18 protein-coding genes and 1 tRNA gene are annotated in these 15,595 nt (G+C 41.9%); 7 read left to right on the top strand and 12 right to left on the bottom strand.

Annotated features, from left to right (window positions below; all coding sequences use genetic code 11):
- The first annotated feature begins 5 nt into the window (after positions 1-5).
- Entirely contained in the window at positions 6-1,226 is a 1,221-nt protein-coding gene (locus CLV51_RS01120) for an ABC transporter permease (RefSeq protein WP_106526170.1), read from the top strand.
- 4 nt (positions 1,227-1,230) lie between these two features.
- On the opposite strand, the gene CLV51_RS01115 is transcribed toward CLV51_RS01120, so the two are convergent.
- The 3 genes from CLV51_RS01115 to CLV51_RS01105 form a co-directional block, all read right to left on the bottom strand.
- Positions 1,231-1,560: a hypothetical protein gene (locus tag CLV51_RS01115; protein ID WP_106526169.1), complete on the bottom strand. Its 330-nt coding sequence runs from the start codon at positions 1,558-1,560 to the stop codon at positions 1,231-1,233.
- Between the two features lie 128 nt (positions 1,561-1,688).
- Complete coding sequence (locus tag CLV51_RS01110) at positions 1,689-2,021, bottom strand: hypothetical protein (RefSeq protein ID WP_106526168.1); 333 nt, start codon at positions 2,019-2,021, stop codon at positions 1,689-1,691.
- 496 nt (positions 2,022-2,517) lie between these two features.
- A complete protein-coding gene (locus CLV51_RS01105; RefSeq protein WP_106526167.1) occupies positions 2,518-2,913 on the bottom strand; it encodes a nuclear transport factor 2 family protein in 396 nt (131 codons plus the stop codon).
- A gap of 142 nt (positions 2,914-3,055) precedes the next feature.
- On the opposite strand from CLV51_RS01105, the gene CLV51_RS01100 reads away from it, so the two are divergent.
- On the top strand, positions 3,056-4,051 hold the full coding sequence (locus CLV51_RS01100; protein ID WP_106526166.1) for an AraC family transcriptional regulator: 996 nt from the start codon (positions 3,056-3,058) through the stop codon (positions 4,049-4,051).
- Here the strand turns inward: CLV51_RS01100 and CLV51_RS01095 are convergent.
- Positions 4,039-4,626 (bottom strand): SMI1/KNR4 family protein, encoded by a 588-nt coding sequence (locus CLV51_RS01095; protein WP_106526165.1) that lies wholly within the window; start codon positions 4,624-4,626, stop codon positions 4,039-4,041. The two genes, CLV51_RS01100 and CLV51_RS01095, sit on opposite strands and share 13 nt — an antisense overlap.
- A gap of 140 nt (positions 4,627-4,766) precedes the next feature.
- On the opposite strand from CLV51_RS01095, the gene CLV51_RS01090 reads away from it, so the two are divergent.
- A complete protein-coding gene (locus CLV51_RS01090) occupies positions 4,767-5,045 on the top strand; it encodes a hypothetical protein (protein WP_106526164.1) in 279 nt (92 codons plus the stop codon).
- 62 nt (positions 5,046-5,107) lie between these two features.
- On the opposite strand, the gene CLV51_RS01085 is transcribed toward CLV51_RS01090, so the two are convergent.
- Positions 5,108-5,953, bottom strand: coding sequence for an AraC family transcriptional regulator (locus CLV51_RS01085; RefSeq protein ID WP_106526163.1), 846 nt, complete (start codon positions 5,951-5,953; stop codon positions 5,108-5,110).
- 84 nt (positions 5,954-6,037) lie between these two features.
- On the opposite strand from CLV51_RS01085, the gene CLV51_RS01080 reads away from it, so the two are divergent.
- On the top strand, positions 6,038-6,436 hold the full coding sequence (locus tag CLV51_RS01080; RefSeq protein WP_106526162.1) for a DoxX family protein: 399 nt from the start codon (positions 6,038-6,040) through the stop codon (positions 6,434-6,436).
- Between the two features lie 143 nt (positions 6,437-6,579).
- Here the strand turns inward: CLV51_RS01080 and CLV51_RS01075 are convergent, their stop codons facing one another.
- Positions 6,580-7,146, bottom strand: coding sequence for a 2'-5' RNA ligase family protein (locus CLV51_RS01075; RefSeq protein WP_106526161.1), 567 nt, complete (start codon positions 7,144-7,146; stop codon positions 6,580-6,582).
- A gap of 291 nt (positions 7,147-7,437) precedes the next feature.
- Between CLV51_RS01075 and CLV51_RS01070 the strand changes: the two genes are divergently transcribed.
- The 3 genes from CLV51_RS01070 to CLV51_RS01060 all read left to right on the top strand — a co-directional run bounded on the left by CLV51_RS01070 (position 7,438) and on the right by CLV51_RS01060 (position 9,164).
- Entirely contained in the window at positions 7,438-7,941 is a 504-nt protein-coding gene (locus CLV51_RS01070) for a hypothetical protein (protein WP_106526160.1), read from the top strand.
- A 53-nt stretch (positions 7,942-7,994) separates the two neighbouring features.
- Entirely contained in the window at positions 7,995-8,798 is an 804-nt protein-coding gene (locus CLV51_RS01065; RefSeq protein WP_106526159.1) for a polysaccharide lyase family 7 protein, read from the top strand.
- Positions 8,799-8,921: 123 nt separating this feature from the next.
- The gene (locus CLV51_RS01060; RefSeq protein ID WP_106526158.1) at positions 8,922-9,164 is read left to right on the top strand and encodes a hypothetical protein; all 243 of its coding nucleotides are present in this window, start codon (positions 8,922-8,924) and stop codon (positions 9,162-9,164) included.
- A gap of 437 nt (positions 9,165-9,601) precedes the next feature.
- Here the strand turns inward: CLV51_RS01060 and CLV51_RS01050 are convergent.
- From CLV51_RS01050 to CLV51_RS01025, 6 genes are all read right to left on the bottom strand, one after another.
- Positions 9,602-9,673 (bottom strand) — tRNA-Arg (locus CLV51_RS01050).
- A gap of 57 nt (positions 9,674-9,730) precedes the next feature.
- Entirely contained in the window at positions 9,731-11,548 is a 1,818-nt protein-coding gene (locus CLV51_RS01045; RefSeq protein WP_245898587.1) for an AMP-dependent synthetase/ligase, read from the bottom strand.
- A 22-nt stretch (positions 11,549-11,570) separates the two neighbouring features.
- On the bottom strand, positions 11,571-11,858 hold the full coding sequence (locus CLV51_RS01040) for a 2TM domain-containing protein (protein ID WP_106526156.1): 288 nt from the start codon (positions 11,856-11,858) through the stop codon (positions 11,571-11,573).
- Positions 11,859-11,944: 86 nt separating this feature from the next.
- A complete protein-coding gene (locus tag CLV51_RS01035; protein WP_106526155.1) occupies positions 11,945-12,610 on the bottom strand; it encodes a YceI family protein in 666 nt (221 codons plus the stop codon).
- A 64-nt stretch (positions 12,611-12,674) separates the two neighbouring features.
- Positions 12,675-14,330 (bottom strand): phenylacetic acid degradation protein PaaN, encoded by a 1,656-nt coding sequence (paaN, locus tag CLV51_RS01030; protein WP_106526154.1) that lies wholly within the window; start codon positions 14,328-14,330, stop codon positions 12,675-12,677.
- Positions 14,331-14,440: 110 nt separating this feature from the next.
- Positions 14,441-15,526 (bottom strand): tetratricopeptide repeat protein, encoded by a 1,086-nt coding sequence (locus CLV51_RS01025; protein WP_106526153.1) that lies wholly within the window; start codon positions 15,524-15,526, stop codon positions 14,441-14,443.
- Between the last annotated feature and the right edge of the window lie 69 nt (positions 15,527-15,595).

Genomic DNA, 15,595 nt, shown 5'->3' with positions numbered 1-15,595 from the left:
CAGTAATGAGTGCAATCAACCTCATACGAATCGCATTAAGGGCTTTGCAGCGTAACAAACTGCGGGCTTTCCTGACCATGCTGGGCATCATCATTGGCGTGGCTGCTGTAATTGCTATGGTGGCCATAGGAGAGGGTTCTAAACAAAGCATTCAATCCCAGCTGAGTAGTATGGGTTCTAATATGATTACCATATTGCCCAGTAGTAATGTTACTGGTGGCGTGAGAATAGAAGGTGCCAGCTTCCAGTCATTAACCATTACAGATGTAAAGGCCATTGAGAATAATGCGGAATATGTGAGTGCGGTATCACCAGTATCATCTACAAAAGGGCAAGCGATTTACGGTGCCCTTAACTGGCCTACGTCGCTGCAGGGCGTAGCTCCTTCTTACTTTGATATCCGCAAGCTGACAGTGAATGAAGGCATTAGTTTTTCTGATGCCGATGTAGCTACCGCAGCAAAGGTGTGCCTGCTGGGGCAAACGGTTATCAATAACCTGTTTCCAAGTGGTGAAAGCCCCGTTGGGAAGGTCATCCGGCTCAATGCTATACCCTTGCAGGTGATAGGTACCCTGGTGGCTAAAGGACAAAGTTCTTTTGGTCAGGATCAGGATGATATTATCCTTACACCCTACACCACTGTACAGAAGCGCATTCTGGCTACTACTTATTTTCAAAGTATTTATGCATCAGCCATCAGTGAGGGGATGTCGGATAAAGCTACCAATGAAATAATAGATATCCTTAGAACAACGCATCGTCTGCGGCCGGCAGACGATAATAATTTCCAGGTAAGAACCATGGAAGAGCTTATTAAAACATTGAGCTCTACCAGTAGTTTGCTCACTATTCTATTGACGGCCATTGCTGGTATTTCACTGGTAATAGGTGGTATCGGTATCATGAACATTATGTATGTATCAGTAACGGAACGTACGCGGGAAATAGGATTGCGTATGGCTGTTGGTGCCAGGGGCATCGATATTTTATTGCAGTTCCTGGTAGAAGCTATCATCATCAGCATCACCGGCGGTTTAATTGGGGTAGTGCTGGGGATCACTTCTGCCAAAGTAATTACGCTCACATTGGGCTGGCCTACTATGGTGTCTGAATCTTCTATTATGCTATCATTTTTGGTATGTGCATTTACGGGGGTGTTTTTTGGCTACTATCCTGCGCAGGCGGCCTCCCGACTGGATCCTATCGAAGCACTGCGCTACGAATAGATGGTTATGTGTTGCAGTCGCACAATGTGGCAATACCTTCCGTAATCCATTCTTTAAAAGCGCTTTCTCTTTCAAACTGCAGCAGGTTAAGTGAGCGACCGGTAATGTCTTCCAGTGAAAAGCCATTAGCATGTGTCTCCACTATTTGCTGGGTAGCCATTTCCTGTTCACCGGAAGTAGCGCCTAATATTTTTTTCAATTCAAATACAACACTGTCGGAGGTGTCATTGGCGTGGATAACTGCTACAATGAATTCATATGCTCCAAATCGCTGCAGCAGCGGTGGGATGGCGCTGGCGTCTATTTTGTAGCAAGTGCCAGGTTTGAGTTGCATAGTCTTGCATTTTGTGTCAGTATGAATATACGTAACAATTTATGTATGCCAGCCTGCAGGAAGATTTTTTCAGCAACAAAAAAGCCGGTAGGTTTCCCTGCCCCGGCTTCTTTATTTCGACTTATAAATTAGTTTTTCTTTTTTTTCTTTTCATCCTTTTCATTCTTTTCATCGTGAATCTGTGATTTCTTCAGATATACTTTCTTTCCTTTTTCGTCTACAATGTATTTCTTATCTTTTTTGTTGATGTAAACGGTTTCTCCGTTCGGACCTTCTTTGCCTTTATAAACTTTATCTGTTATGGCAGAGGTTCCTTTTACAGCCAGAGAGGCTGTTTTGTGACCTATTTTTTTAACGGTGCTGTCGATGCCTTGTGCAAATGCATGTTGACCTGCGATAGACATTACAGCGCCTAATGCGGCAGCAAACAGGAACTTGGAAATGTGTCTTGGAGTTTTCATTTTGTTATCTTTTTTAATTTAATAATGATTGCTTTTGTTATCCTTTTAAATTTAAAAAATGATTGCCTGGTGACTAGATTATTTCAACAATGATGCCAGTCAGTTTGTTCACTGAAAAACAGATCCTTACAAATAGCTGTTTTAGCCGCTATTGTGGTAGTACCGGGAATTTTCCCACAAAAGGGTGTAATAAATTTTCGTATATTCATATCCGATAACCCGAACCTATGAAGTCAACGAAAGGTCTGTATCTATCTGTTCCTACACCTTGCGAGGAGAATTGGGGCCAAATGACCCACACTACAGCGGGGAAGCACTGTAGTAGTTGTAATAAAACCGTGATAGATTTCTCCTTATTAACGGATGTCGAGATGTTTGCTGTTATCAATAACAGTAAGGGAAGTGTATGCGGTCATTGGTTTTTCTGGAGATAAAGAAAAACCTTTCCGGCAGCCTGTTGCCAGAAAGGTTTACCCGTGTATTACCGCTGCGTTAATCATCTACCCCAGAAAGTATTTTCCTGCTGCACATCGGTGGCATATACTTTAGCCGCTACAATCTGGCCATCTTTTACCGTATATACGTCAACGTTATCTGTGTGCAATTCTGCCCCTGGCCTGGATGCTTTCCATGTTAATACAACAGAAGCCTGGTCACCGTTTACTGCAATCGTTTTGATATCTGTTAATGACATCGTATTCTGCGATACTTCAAACATGCCACCTACCATCTGGAATACTTCTCCGCTGGTTTTCTTAGTACCGGAGAAACGGTTGCTGCCAGGCTGTTCCCAGCTGATTTCAGGATGTAACAGTGCGCCTAATTTTTCGAGATTAACCTGTTGTACTGCGGTTACAAATTCAGTTACTACCTGTAATGTTTGCTTTTCCATTTTTATAATTTTTAGTTGTTGATGAATTGATAATGCAAAGCTACTTCGTCGACGATGTTTATCATTTACCTTAACACGACAATTACTTATCATTTAACGACAACTTGTTTTTTGTAATCTGATAGATGAATATCTTTATAGTATGAAACAATTGGTATTAAGTATGATTGCTTATGCGGTGCAGCGCGATATTGATGCTGCCCAGCTTTGCAAACTGGCAGGCATTGATTTACCTGCGCTGAAGAAAAAAACAGCCACACCCGTTACTGCACAACAACTGCAGGACCTGTGGTTGAATGCCAGCAGGTTAAGCAACGACCCGTTGTTTGGTTTACACTTTGCAGAATCATTGCAGCCCGCTGCATTAGGAATAGTAGGCGAAATTATTCAGAGCAGCGCTACCGCCGGGGAAGCGCTAACACACGCGGCTGCACTCACACACCTGGTAACGGATCAATGCAGAATGGAGCTTACCCGTACCAACAAAACATTTACCGTTAGGCTGATACCGGCTACTGATTATGGTGCTACACCACCCTATGCTTTCAGGCAACTGATAGACTTGCTGCTGGTAATGGTTATACACGAACTGGACGGTTTGCTGCTGGAAAAAATTGCTCCGTCGGCAGTGCGACTGGCATATACAGTACCTGATTTGCCGGAGTATGAGCGTGTTTTTCGTTGCAGGCCCTCAAAACGGGCAGGAGAATATGTGTTGGTGTTTGATATCAAATATTGGGACGAGCCGCTTTTAACGGCAAATTATGAGCTGCAAAACCTGTTGTTGCAAAAGGTGAGTACCCTGACCAACACAACAGCGCAACCACAAACCCTACAGTTGAGAATTTATAATTATCTGCTCGCCAATTCCTACCTGGGTGTTTCCTCGCTGGATGACATGGCGGCTAACTTTAATATAAGTCCCCGTAGTTTACAACGGAAACTGAAAGAAGAAGGCGTGAAATACCAGGACGTAGCAGATGCGGTGCGACGTTCTCTGGCAGTATATTATATCTCTTCCGGGAATTATCCGTTAAAAGACATCTCTTATATGCTGGGTTACAATGAGCTGAGTGCTTTTACACGTGCTTTTAAGCGGTGGACAGGCAGCACACCGGTCAGTTATCAATCGTTGTAATTCAGGAAAGTGTCTTTATGTACAATGCCCCATTTCTTAACAAATACATATTCTCCCTTTTCCAGGGCAATAATGTAGTTCCTGAGCCATTCTTCAAAAGAATTGGCCAGAATTTGCCGGTGCCCGTCATCGTGCCAGAGGGTGATTATCTGCCCATATCGCCCTTCCGGTGCGGGGTCCAGGTCAATACAGAGGTGGTTGCCGTAGCCATCGCTGGTAATGGGGATCCACAAAGGATTCCACCAGTCGTTTTTAATGCCCGTGTCGGGTGCAGACATGATGGGTTCGTCATTGTAGGTAAAAGTGCCGGCATCCAGTAAGTCCTTCCAATGATGCCACTGTGTAATGATATCCTCTACACCCAGTAATTGGTCGGCATCTACCAGCCCGGTTTTTACCCGATGCTGCCCGTTGTGGATAGCGTAAAATGCTTTGAAAGAGACCGGCATGGCTGCTCCGGTTAGTTTTTCAAGAGATTCAATGGCTTCAAAGGTTACTCCGGGATTGAGGATGTTAAGTAATTTTGGGGCATGCTGTTTCATCCAACTTTCCCACCTGATCCAGTATTGTTGCATATGGTATGGGTTTTAACGACTATAAAGATGTGAAATTTTATGAATAAATTCATTCATTCTCACAGTATGTTTTTTATTAGCTAATTATCAATAATTTTGTAATTCTTATTGAGAGAATCATTAAAAGTAAATAACTCATTATGGCACAGTTACCTAAATTTCTGATCGCAGACGATCCTGTAACAGATCCGGAAAATGAATATATTTTTCATACCGAGAAACCCCGCTTCTTCGCAAAACGTGTGGAAGAAGACGAAGAAACTGCTTACATCGATATCGTTCATGAAATCGATAATGTAGAAGAATTCTACAAAAACACGCCGGAAAAGAAACAGGAACTGCTGGAACAGCTGGAAGACTGGTACTACTCTTACATGGAGTGGCTGGAAGATGATGGGGATGAAGAGGAAGAAGAATAGTAACAACAATGAACTATAAAAAAGCGCTTCCGGCTAAGACGGGAGCGCTTTTTTATGTTTAATCAGTTAGTCTGCGATTGCAGCTCTTTTCTGAAGGAAGACGGATTAACGCCTTTATATTTTTTAAACATCCTGTTTAAATGACTTTCGTCTGTAAAGCCCAGCTCATCGGCAATTTCACCTACCCGCATACTGCTGTACTGTAACCGGGTTTCCACCAGTTTTAATTTGTATTGTGTAATATATTGCTGCAAACTATCACCATTATTGCGTTTAAAATATTCGCTGAGGTAGGTGGGAGAGATATTAAAGTGCGCTGCAATCTGCTCTGACCGCAGCTTTTCAGGTACATAAATATGCTCATGTATGTAATGCAAAATGTTTAACGACGCTTCGCTTTTACCCGGATGTTTAGGTTGTTCCGGTAGCTGTAATAAAATATTCCGGGCTATTACCGTGATGATCGTATTCACGATCTGCTGCGCCATTTCCTTGTGGTATGCCTGTTGATTTACCAGTTCTCTTATCAGGGCTTCTACCAATGATTTTACCAGCGGTTTGTCGTTCTTGTTTTTTAAGATACAGCCCGGCATATGATTGGTATGCTGGAAGATAAATTCCAATTGTTGAATCCAATCTTTTTGCTGATCTTTTAAGTAGATGTTATTGAAGCGGATAAAGAAAAATTTTGTATTTTCTTTTACATCAAATGAGTGACAATCCTGCGGCATTACCAGGAATAATTTACCCGCACTGTAAGGTAGCTGGTTCTTGTTAACACACTGTACACCATTGCCTTCTACGATATAAACCAGCTCAAAGAAATTGTGCTTATGCGGATCTATCGGGCATTCTGTGCATTCCCGGTATTCTATCTCAAAAGGCTGATATAAGTTTTCCTGTACCATACCTGCAAAAGTACAGAATGATCCAATAATTGTACAGCTATTTTAGTTTGCCGGAACTGATCTTTGACATATAAAACTATACTAATGGAAAATAATGCTATTGTATTTTTATTACTTCGTCTGGCCGTGGCTGCAAGTATGTTTGGGCACGGACTGGTAAGACTTCCCAAACTAAATGGCTTCAGTACCTGGATGGTGAAAAGTTTTGAAAAGTCGATGTTACCTGACTTCATGGTCGTACCTTTTAGTTACGCGCTACCCATTGCGGAATTTGTGATCGGCTTACTGCTCCTGGCAGGCTTATTTACGCGCATATCCTTAATAGGCGGGGGAATTGTAATGGTGATACTCATTTTTGGTACAGCCATGATAGAAAACTGGGATGCATTACCTTCTCAACTGATTCATGCTGCCTTCTTTGCGGTATTATTAGCATTTATCCGGTATAACACTATTGCCGTTGATCATCTCATAAAAAAATAATGGCTGCAGGAAAAGAATTCCTGAAAACAGCAGGCCTTATGCAGTTTGAAGCAGGCGGACAGCTAGACCGTGCAGAAAGCCCTTTTTCGCAAAAATAGCAGGAGAGGAGAAGTTCTCACTTCTCCTCTCCTTTTTTAGGGAAATTATTCTTCCAACATTGCTTCATAAATGATTTTGTATCTAATGGAGTCAATCGGTTTTTTTAAAATGGTAATCCTATCGCAAAAAAATTCATCATGATAGTCAAATGCAGATAAAGTTATTTTCTTAAAATCATTGTTGGGAATTGCTCTGGCAATAGTTAGATGCGGATTGATTTTCCTGCGCCTATTAAATTGAGCGAGGATCAACTGATGTATGGTAGCAATAGGAGTTGGATTATTAATTTTTATGAATAAAGTTTTTGAAGTGTTGTGGTTAAAAATGTCTGCTCCGTCCAGCTTTATACTAAACCTATGCTGATAAGAGATAGCCCTGTTTACTTTGTTAATAATAAAAAGATCATCATCGGGACAGCTCAGTTTTAACAAGGAAATATGTGCAATTGATTTTAAATTTATAGGAGATAGCCCAATCTTCTGATGTAATACCACCTTTAATAACGCAATGTCTTCTATGTTTTTTTTAGGAGGCGATATAACAATAGAATAAGATGGATACATATCTTCCAAATCAAATAAAGTCAGTTGTATATTATTTCCGCGACGCATCCCCACGAATATTACATGACTAATCAGTTGTATAATAGATAACAAAGTATTTTGAAAAGGGTTGACAAGGAAAGCTACAGCCTGATTAAAGCATCCTGTAGAGATTGTAAAGTTATCAAGATAGAAGTAACATGCGCTTTGTGCAAAAAAATATTATTTTTAACAGATAACTAATATAATACCTATGTCGTTTAGCAAATGATAAATCCGGGAATAACCAATTAAGCGTAATTAATAATAACTGCACACCGAATCAACATCAACCTGTTTATTGCCTATAAATATTTATCTATGAGAGCATTCTTTGCTAAGAGAATCTGTTTTTTAATTCCTGTTATTATTTTATTTTCCGGATGTGCGTCTATTGTATCCAAAAATAAATATCCTCTCAATATCAGGAGTACCCCCAAGAGTGCAAATGTTACTGTTGTTAACAAAAAAGGGATAGAAGTATTCAGTGGCATTACTCCGGCTGATATTATCCTGAAATCCAAAAATGGATTCTTTTCAAATGCAAGGTATAAAGTGAAGATCTCTATGGATGGTTATACAACAAAAGAGATCATCGTAAGTGCTAAACTTAATGGCTGGTATTTTGGAAACATCTTCTTTGGTGGCGTTATTGGTATGCTGATAGTAGATCCTTTAACCGGGGCCATGTGGAAGATCAGCGAACGTGCAGTTTATGCCTCTCTGGAACAGGTAGGGGCTACCAGCGTTACACCTGCTTTAACCATTATTGATATTAAAGATGTGCCGGAAACAATGAAAAAAGACCTGATAAGATTAAATTAATTTTTTATCATTACCGGAGTTTTCAGACTGTATGGTAGCCTATATAAGAAACAATGAAACGAGCAATTTTTCTTTACGCTGTAATAATGATTTGTGTGTTGACCAGCTGCAAAAAACATTCGGTAGCATCTCCTCCCTCAGCTGCGCAAGGACTTCCGGGTACTGTATTGGATTTGCACCCCTGGTATCTTATACTACCGGTCAATAGCAATAACCAGGAAGGTATAGGAAAAAAGGCTATTCAAATCTCCAATACGGCACTATTAGCGGGCTATACTTCTAAATATTTTCATAGCGCGGAAGGTGGCGGCGTGACTTTCTGGTGTCCTATCAACGGTGCTACTACTACGCCTGGAGCAGGATTTGGATCAGATCATCCGCGCACCGAACTAACAGAATCTTATAACTGGAATCTTGGTAAAACCGCAACACTGGAGGGAATAGTTGCAATTAATAAATATCCGGCTACAACAAAAACGATTATTATTGCTCAATTACACGGTGGTGGAAATTATAAAGCCGTCGCTTTTGTAATGCTTGTTGCAAGAGCCGGCACCATTACGGCTTACGTTAAGAACACTCCCCGCGGAGATGTGGGAATGCAACATATAGTGCTATTGCAAAATGTAGCAATGAATGCGAAAATTTCCTATTCTATTCATGCAGATGCACAGCGTATTAATTTCACTGTTACGGCACCGGGTGCTGGCTCTGAGCAATGGTCTGCCCCAATCCCAAGTGCCTGGGCGAAACAAACCGTTCATTTTTCTGCAGGAGATTACGTACAGGCTGTGGGAAATAGTAGTACTGACGGAGGAATGGTTACTTATTATAAGCTCAAAATATCCCATCTTTAACTGACCGGCTATTTATAAAAGCTAGTAGAAAGTGTTAGCATTGCTGCCCCAAAGGAAACTTTTTATTGCTAAATTTGGAAACGCGCTTTGCAGGTTAAGCGCATATCAGTCCAAAAAAAGCATATGCAAAAAAAGCCATCAGCAGAAAAATTGGTCTTCAACAAACTTCTGGATCAATACATTTATCTGGGATTGCCCATTGATAAGATAGATGTGAAAACTGAATTTACAATTCATAACCTGAAAGATATTCACGATACTTTACCTTATAAATCACCTATATACAGAACCAACTTTTTCTCCTTTGTTTTTGCAAAGAACGCCAAAGGGAAATATACAACAGATGAGCAATGCCCGAAAACCTGAATTTAGTATCAATGGTATCAAAATCAATTACCCGCTTATAGGTTTTTTGAAAGTCTCCTTGTTCCAGCAAGCGGTTGGTATTCGTTCCGATAGGTAGTATCGGAGTGTTTCATCCTCATAACTAATGTTAGCGAAAATGGTGTTTTCTGTGTCCTTCGGTCTTTTTAAATAAAATTTGATTTCCATTACGACAGAGCTAACAGGGTTAGTAAATAAAATTGCATTTTGGGGAAAGTAGCAGGTCTTTGCCGGTGGCAAAACCAATACAGTTTTACTTTGCTGGGGAAACTCTTGGGGAAAAATGGGAATGGTTTTGAGGATATTTCTGTTTAATTCCTCTTTACCTACTTTTCCCGTTCTTTCTTCTGAAACACACGTCCAGTAATGAAAAACGCCCAAGCCTAGTAAAACTAAGCTTGGGCGAGTAAACGTTTTTGTGGTCCCGACAGGGATCGAACCTGTATCTAAAGTTTAGGAAACTTCTATTCTATCCATTGAACTACGGGACCATTCCGGCACCCCAAATCGGGGATCGGGTGGCAAAAGTAAGGGTTTTAAATTAATATTTAAAGACTTTCTATATCTACTTTGCCATTGGCAGGGGCATAGATACCAGCAATTTCATTTTTGAATTTCTCCAGGATCACCTTACGCTTTGCTTTTAGTGTAGGGGTGAGTTCTCCGCCATCAACAGTCCATTCATGGGGGAGGAGGACAAATTTTTTCACTTGTTCAATGTGGCTGAAAAATTGGTTGTATTTATCTACTGCTTGTTTGAAGAGTTCTAATACTTCCGCATTTTTCAGCAGTTCTTCATTGGAATTGGCAGCAATGTCGTGTTTCTGGGCCCAGTTGCGCAAATTACCAAATGATGGAACTATCAGTGCTGCAGTAAATTTCCGGTCTTCACCCACAATCATGATCTGCTCAATAAAGGGTGATTCCTTGAATTTGTTTTCAATAGGTTGCGGCGCTACAAACTTGCCACCGGAAGTTTTGAATAATTCTTTTTTTCGATCTGTTATCTTCAGAAATTTATTATCTATCAGTACGCCTATGTCGCCGGTATGGAACCAGCCATCCTTAATGGCATCGGCAGTGAGATCCGGACGTTTATAGTAGCCAATGGTAACGTTAGGGCCTTTGCATAGGATTTCTCCATCTTCTGCCAGTTTTACCTGTACATTACTGATGATGGGTCCTACGGTGCCAAACATACGATCTTCCACTGTATAGCGGTTAACACTGATCACTGGCGACGTTTCCGTTAAGCCATACCCTTCCATGATAGGAATACCGCCGGCAGTGAATATCTTCAGGAGACGCACCTGGCAGGCTGCGGCACCATTAACGATGGCCTGGATATTACCACCCAATGCTGCGCGCCATTTGCTGAATACCAGCTTATTAGCCAGCTTGAGCTGCAGATTGTACCAGGCACCCTGGTCTTTGTTGATTTCATATCTTTTGCCAATGTCTACCGCCCAGAAAAACAAGGCCCGTTTAATGCCTTTGAGTTCAAGACCCGTAGTCATTATACGTTCATACACTTTTTCCAGTAGTCGTGGTACAGTGGTGAAAATAGTAGGCTTTACCTCTTTCAGGTTGTCGCCGATAGTATCCATACTTTCTGCATAGTAAATGGGCACGCCTGAAGTCAGGTACAGGTAGGTGACCATTCTCTCAAAGATGTGATTCAATGGCAGGAAACTGAGTGCTTTGGCGTCTTTGTTTACAGGCAGGTAAGGTTTACAGGCAAGTACATTGCTCATGATGTTATGATGACTGAGCATAACCCCTTTTGGAGTACCTGTTGTGCCTGAAGTATAAATAATAGTTACGAGTTCATCGGGAGAGATGTTTTTGCTGACTTCTTTTATCCTGACGAAATCTTCTTCCTGGGCCAGTTCCAGTACTTCAGTCCAATGCCGTGCGCCTTCTACCTTGTTAAAGGTGAATATTTCGCGGATGGTAGGAAATTTGTCGCGCATCGCCACTACTTTGTCCAGTAGCTCTTTATCACTTACAAAGAGGATACGTGCTTCTGCATCGTTGAGTACGTAGGCAAGTTCGTGTTCACTGATAGTAGGATAGATGGGAGTAAGCACAGCCCCCAGCTGCTGACAAGCCAGGTCAGTCAATAACCATTCTGGTCTGTTGGGAGATATAACAGCGATTTTATCTTTCTCTTCATTATGCGTAATACCCGCCCTGATACCCAGTTTTAGCAAACCAGAACTGAATTTAAGGGTGATGTCCGCTACTTCTTTTGTACTATATTTCTTCCATTGTCCGTTTTCCTTGCCGGCTAACATATCCTGTTTGGGGTAGTTTTCCAGTTGGTAGGTAATCACGTCAAATAGTCGCTGCGGTTGGTCCATCATGCTGCTGTAATTTTGTTTTGGCTCAAATACGGGTCTGTTGTTGCTCTTTTAGTTTTTCATATTCTTTCAGGGTATCACCGAACGGGTCTTTGTGATAAGCGCTGAAATATTGAAAAGCCAGTGCGATTCCCCAGCCCAATGCCGGCCATACCGGCCATGGTGTGCCATTGGTTTTATCGCTGTCTGTCAGAAACCATACGGCCCATAAGCCCATATTTATTACGAGGTATATGATAAGATGTGATTTGAATCCGGCTCTGGCTTTTGCAATACGCCAAAGTCGATCATCTCTTTCTTGAGTTGTTTCCATTGAAATCAGTTTTTTACGTGATAGAGGTTGTACTAAATTTAAAATATTTTATTGGCTTCACGTAGAAAAAAACGAAAAAAGCAGACTTATCGTTTTGCGCTGATATTGAATCCTATATTCACCTGTGAGTTGATGAGCTTGTCCTGTAGCGATTTGTCTGCCCGGTAGCTAATACCCCATTGGGTACGGTCAATGTTGAAGTTGGCCACAGCAGTGATGTTGTTATCACCAATGACAATTCTGGCGGGAAAGGAAATATTTTTGGTAATGGCTTTTAAGGTAAGATTGCCTTTAATAATATGGGTAGCACCTTTAAACGACACCTCTTCATCAACAGTAGGATGGAAAGGCATTACACTGGTTATTTCAAAAGTGGCAGTGGGATATTTTTTTACATAAAAGAACATATCGCCTTTCAGCTCATTCTCCAGTTTGTTTTTCATCGCAGTATCTGCTACCAGGTCAATATCCTGGAGAGAGTTCATGTTAAGGATGAACTCTCCGCCGGTGATCACACTGTCTTTTACATAGATGGCTCCGCCAGCCAGTTTCAGTGATCCATGATGTTTGCCGGTGGGTTTTGTCCCTACCCATTCTACCAGGCTTACAGCAGTATCCGGCAGATAGGCATTGCCGGTACCCGCGTGCACAGTTTGTGCATCGGTTACCTTGGCTTTGTCTGCCTTCGGAGCCTGCTCACATGCAGTGGCATAGCAGGTAAAAACGAATATGACCCATAGCAGTTTTCTCATAAATATACAGGTGCTTTATAAAGCAAGCGTCCCGTTAGGGCGGGACGCTTGCTGATATGTTAGACTATTCAACGAGCTCCCGGTTGCCTACCCATACAAATCGTTTTACAATAAATTCCTGGTTGGTAAAGCTGGCATTGCCTGCAGGATTGCCTCCCGTAACATGGAAGTCGGAAAATGCGGCGTGCTGATTTACCCATATAAAACCAGTCAGGTTAAATGAAACAGGTGTAAACACATTGTTCATCTCTTCTGCTATCTTTTCTTTAACGGCGGCATCTGTAGTATAAGCACCACAGGTGATGGCACCGTATTTTAATGCCATCTGTTTAGCCAGTTGTATGGTATGATCAGTATCCCTGGTCTTGATAATTAATACTACCGGACCAAAGAGTTCTTTCTCATAAATATTATTATCTGCACTGCTTACCTCTAATACAGTAGGAGCACATACCCTGGCGTTTCCATATTCTTCATTCACTACCGGCGTTCCTTCAAGTATTACTTTTCCACCCAGCTGATGTGCTTCTTTGGCGCGCGTGAGTGTATTTTCATTTTGTATGGCGCCTAATGTACCTGCTCCCATTTTAGGATGATTCACCAGGGCAACAATGGCATCTTTGAATTTTTGTACTACATCATTAAAGCTTACCTGTCCATTGTCAGTGGTTACGCCCTGTTCAGGAATGAAGAAGTTCTGTGGGGCAGTGCACATCTGACCGGAATACAGACTAACGGAAAATGCGAGGTTCTGAATAACGGCATCGAGGTCTTTTACACTGTCCAGTATCACAGAGTTCACGCCTGCTTTTTCCGTGAATACCGTTTTGCCGGGTAATGATTCTACATAATTTCCGAAGGTGCTGCCGCCGGTATAGTCTATCAGGCGTACATCAGGATGTTCACACAGTTCTTTGGCAATCAGTTGCTCAGAGCTGTCTGCTGCCAGCTGGCACAGGTTCGGATCGTATCCGTTGTCCTGTAATGTTTGCTGAATAGCACTAACGGCAATGGCTATAGGAAGAATTGCTTTCGGATGTGGTTTTACGATTACCGGGTTGCCGGTAATCAGGTCTGCGTATACACCCGGCAGGGTATTCCATACCGGAAAAGTAGAGCAGCCAATCACCACACCGGTGCCTTTAGGAATAGCTTTGAAGGTTTTCTCCAGCTTGATGCTGGTTTTACCCATTGGCTTTTCCCATAACAGTTGTGACGGATAACGCTTCAGCTCATGATAGCCGGTGGCAATGGCCTCCAGTGCCCTGTCGTTGGCATGCGGACCGGAAGCCTGAAAGCTCATCATAAAGCTTTGGCCGGTGGTATGCATGGTGGCATTGGCAATATCAAAAAAGAAGTCCTTAATGCGTTCCAGCGTTTCTGTTAATATACCAGCTCTTTCTGCTACGGGTGTGTTGGCCCAGCCTTTACCTGCTACCGCGGCTTTTTTCAGCAAATCATTTACAGTAAAGGAAGGATAAGTAACGCCCAGTACTTCGCGGGTATAGGGTGACACTTCTTCTCCGATCCAGCCGGTTTCACCGGTTTGCAGTAATTGTTTGAAGGGTTTGTTGAGCATTTGCTGATAGCTCTGCACGCCCTTCGCATGGGCGTCTTCACCGTAAGCCTTGGGATGCTCAGGGTATTGCGAATAGAAAGTTCTTTCGTGGTTCGCTTTTACAGCGTTGTCAATAGTGTTTTGGTGTTTAGTGACGAGCATATTCAGATTTTGAGATTTACGGATTCACAGTTGTAGCAATTTTGTTTCAATGAAAGATACATTACTGAAACGAAACCACTACAGCTGTAAATCAAAAAATTTCTAAATATTTAATATCCCGAATTAATCAGCGTAAACTTCCCGTCGTTATAATATTCATCAGGTCTCGGCTTCAATGGATGGTTACGTTGGAATTTCAGGAAAGTATCATAATCTTCTTTGTGTAATCCTACCCATGCTCTGTAATTGGCCTGGTTGGCCGCAGGGCCAAACAACCATTGATTGTAGGATTCAAACATGCCCTCCCGCAACAGGTTGCGTTGAAAATCGAAAAGGGCATACGGATATTTCGAATCGTAAAAATTAAACCAGTCCAGCAAAAAGCGTGTGCGTACCATAATCAGTACATCAGGATCAATGCCACCGGTAACTACGCTGATCTGTTTGCCCATGCTGGCTTTAAAAGCCTGTACAAAATCACTGTTACCGCTTTTACTTTTTTTGCTTCTCTTATCATCTTCCGGAACCATGCTTTCGAACAGCGACGGATCATTAAATAATTTCTTATAAGACTCCAGTAATATGTTCCTCACTTCTGCTGTACGCGTAGTGAAGCTTTCCATATTCATAAAAGTTTCGCCATATAAAATGCACCACAACGGGTTATTACTGAAATCGTAGGTTTTAACGGCATTGTAATAGTTACCTGGAAATCCGGGGTCCTGTTCAATACCTTTAATCCAGCTGCGTAACGCACCATCGTACATCTTAAAGTTCATCAGCAACGTACCGTTATCATTATACAGTTCACCGCTGTTGGGAAATTTTCTGATAGCACGCTCATACATGCGCTGTGCCGTTTTCCATTCCTCTCTCGCTACATAAATATTGCCGGCAATCTGAAATACCTGCACATCTGCTTCTTTGCTGCTTAGCAAAGGCTCTATCACACTTTTGGCTTTGTTAAGATCTCCTTTCAGATAATAAGTGAAGCCCAGCTGCTTTTTATACTCAAAATTATCCGGTTCCAGTTGCAAAGCCTGGTTCAGCACCAGTAACGCATTTGAATAGTCGCCACTGCGAATGAAGCCGGAGGCTGTATTGTACAGCTCCTTAGCATCCTGCGCTACTACCACCTGTGAAAATAAAACTCCCGCAACTAAAAATGTTTTCAATAAAGAAGACCTCATATGCATTCCTGTCTGTCGTTTGTTGTAAAAGTAAGGAAAATGAGGTTATGTCCCACAGATCAATCGATGAGTGCC

This window comes from Chitinophaga niastensis (assembly GCF_003014755.1).
Taxonomy (GTDB): domain Bacteria; phylum Bacteroidota; class Bacteroidia; order Chitinophagales; family Chitinophagaceae; genus Chitinophaga; species Chitinophaga niastensis.
The sequence above is the reverse complement of the archived record's forward strand: the minus strand, read 5'-3'. Positions and strand labels throughout refer to the sequence as shown.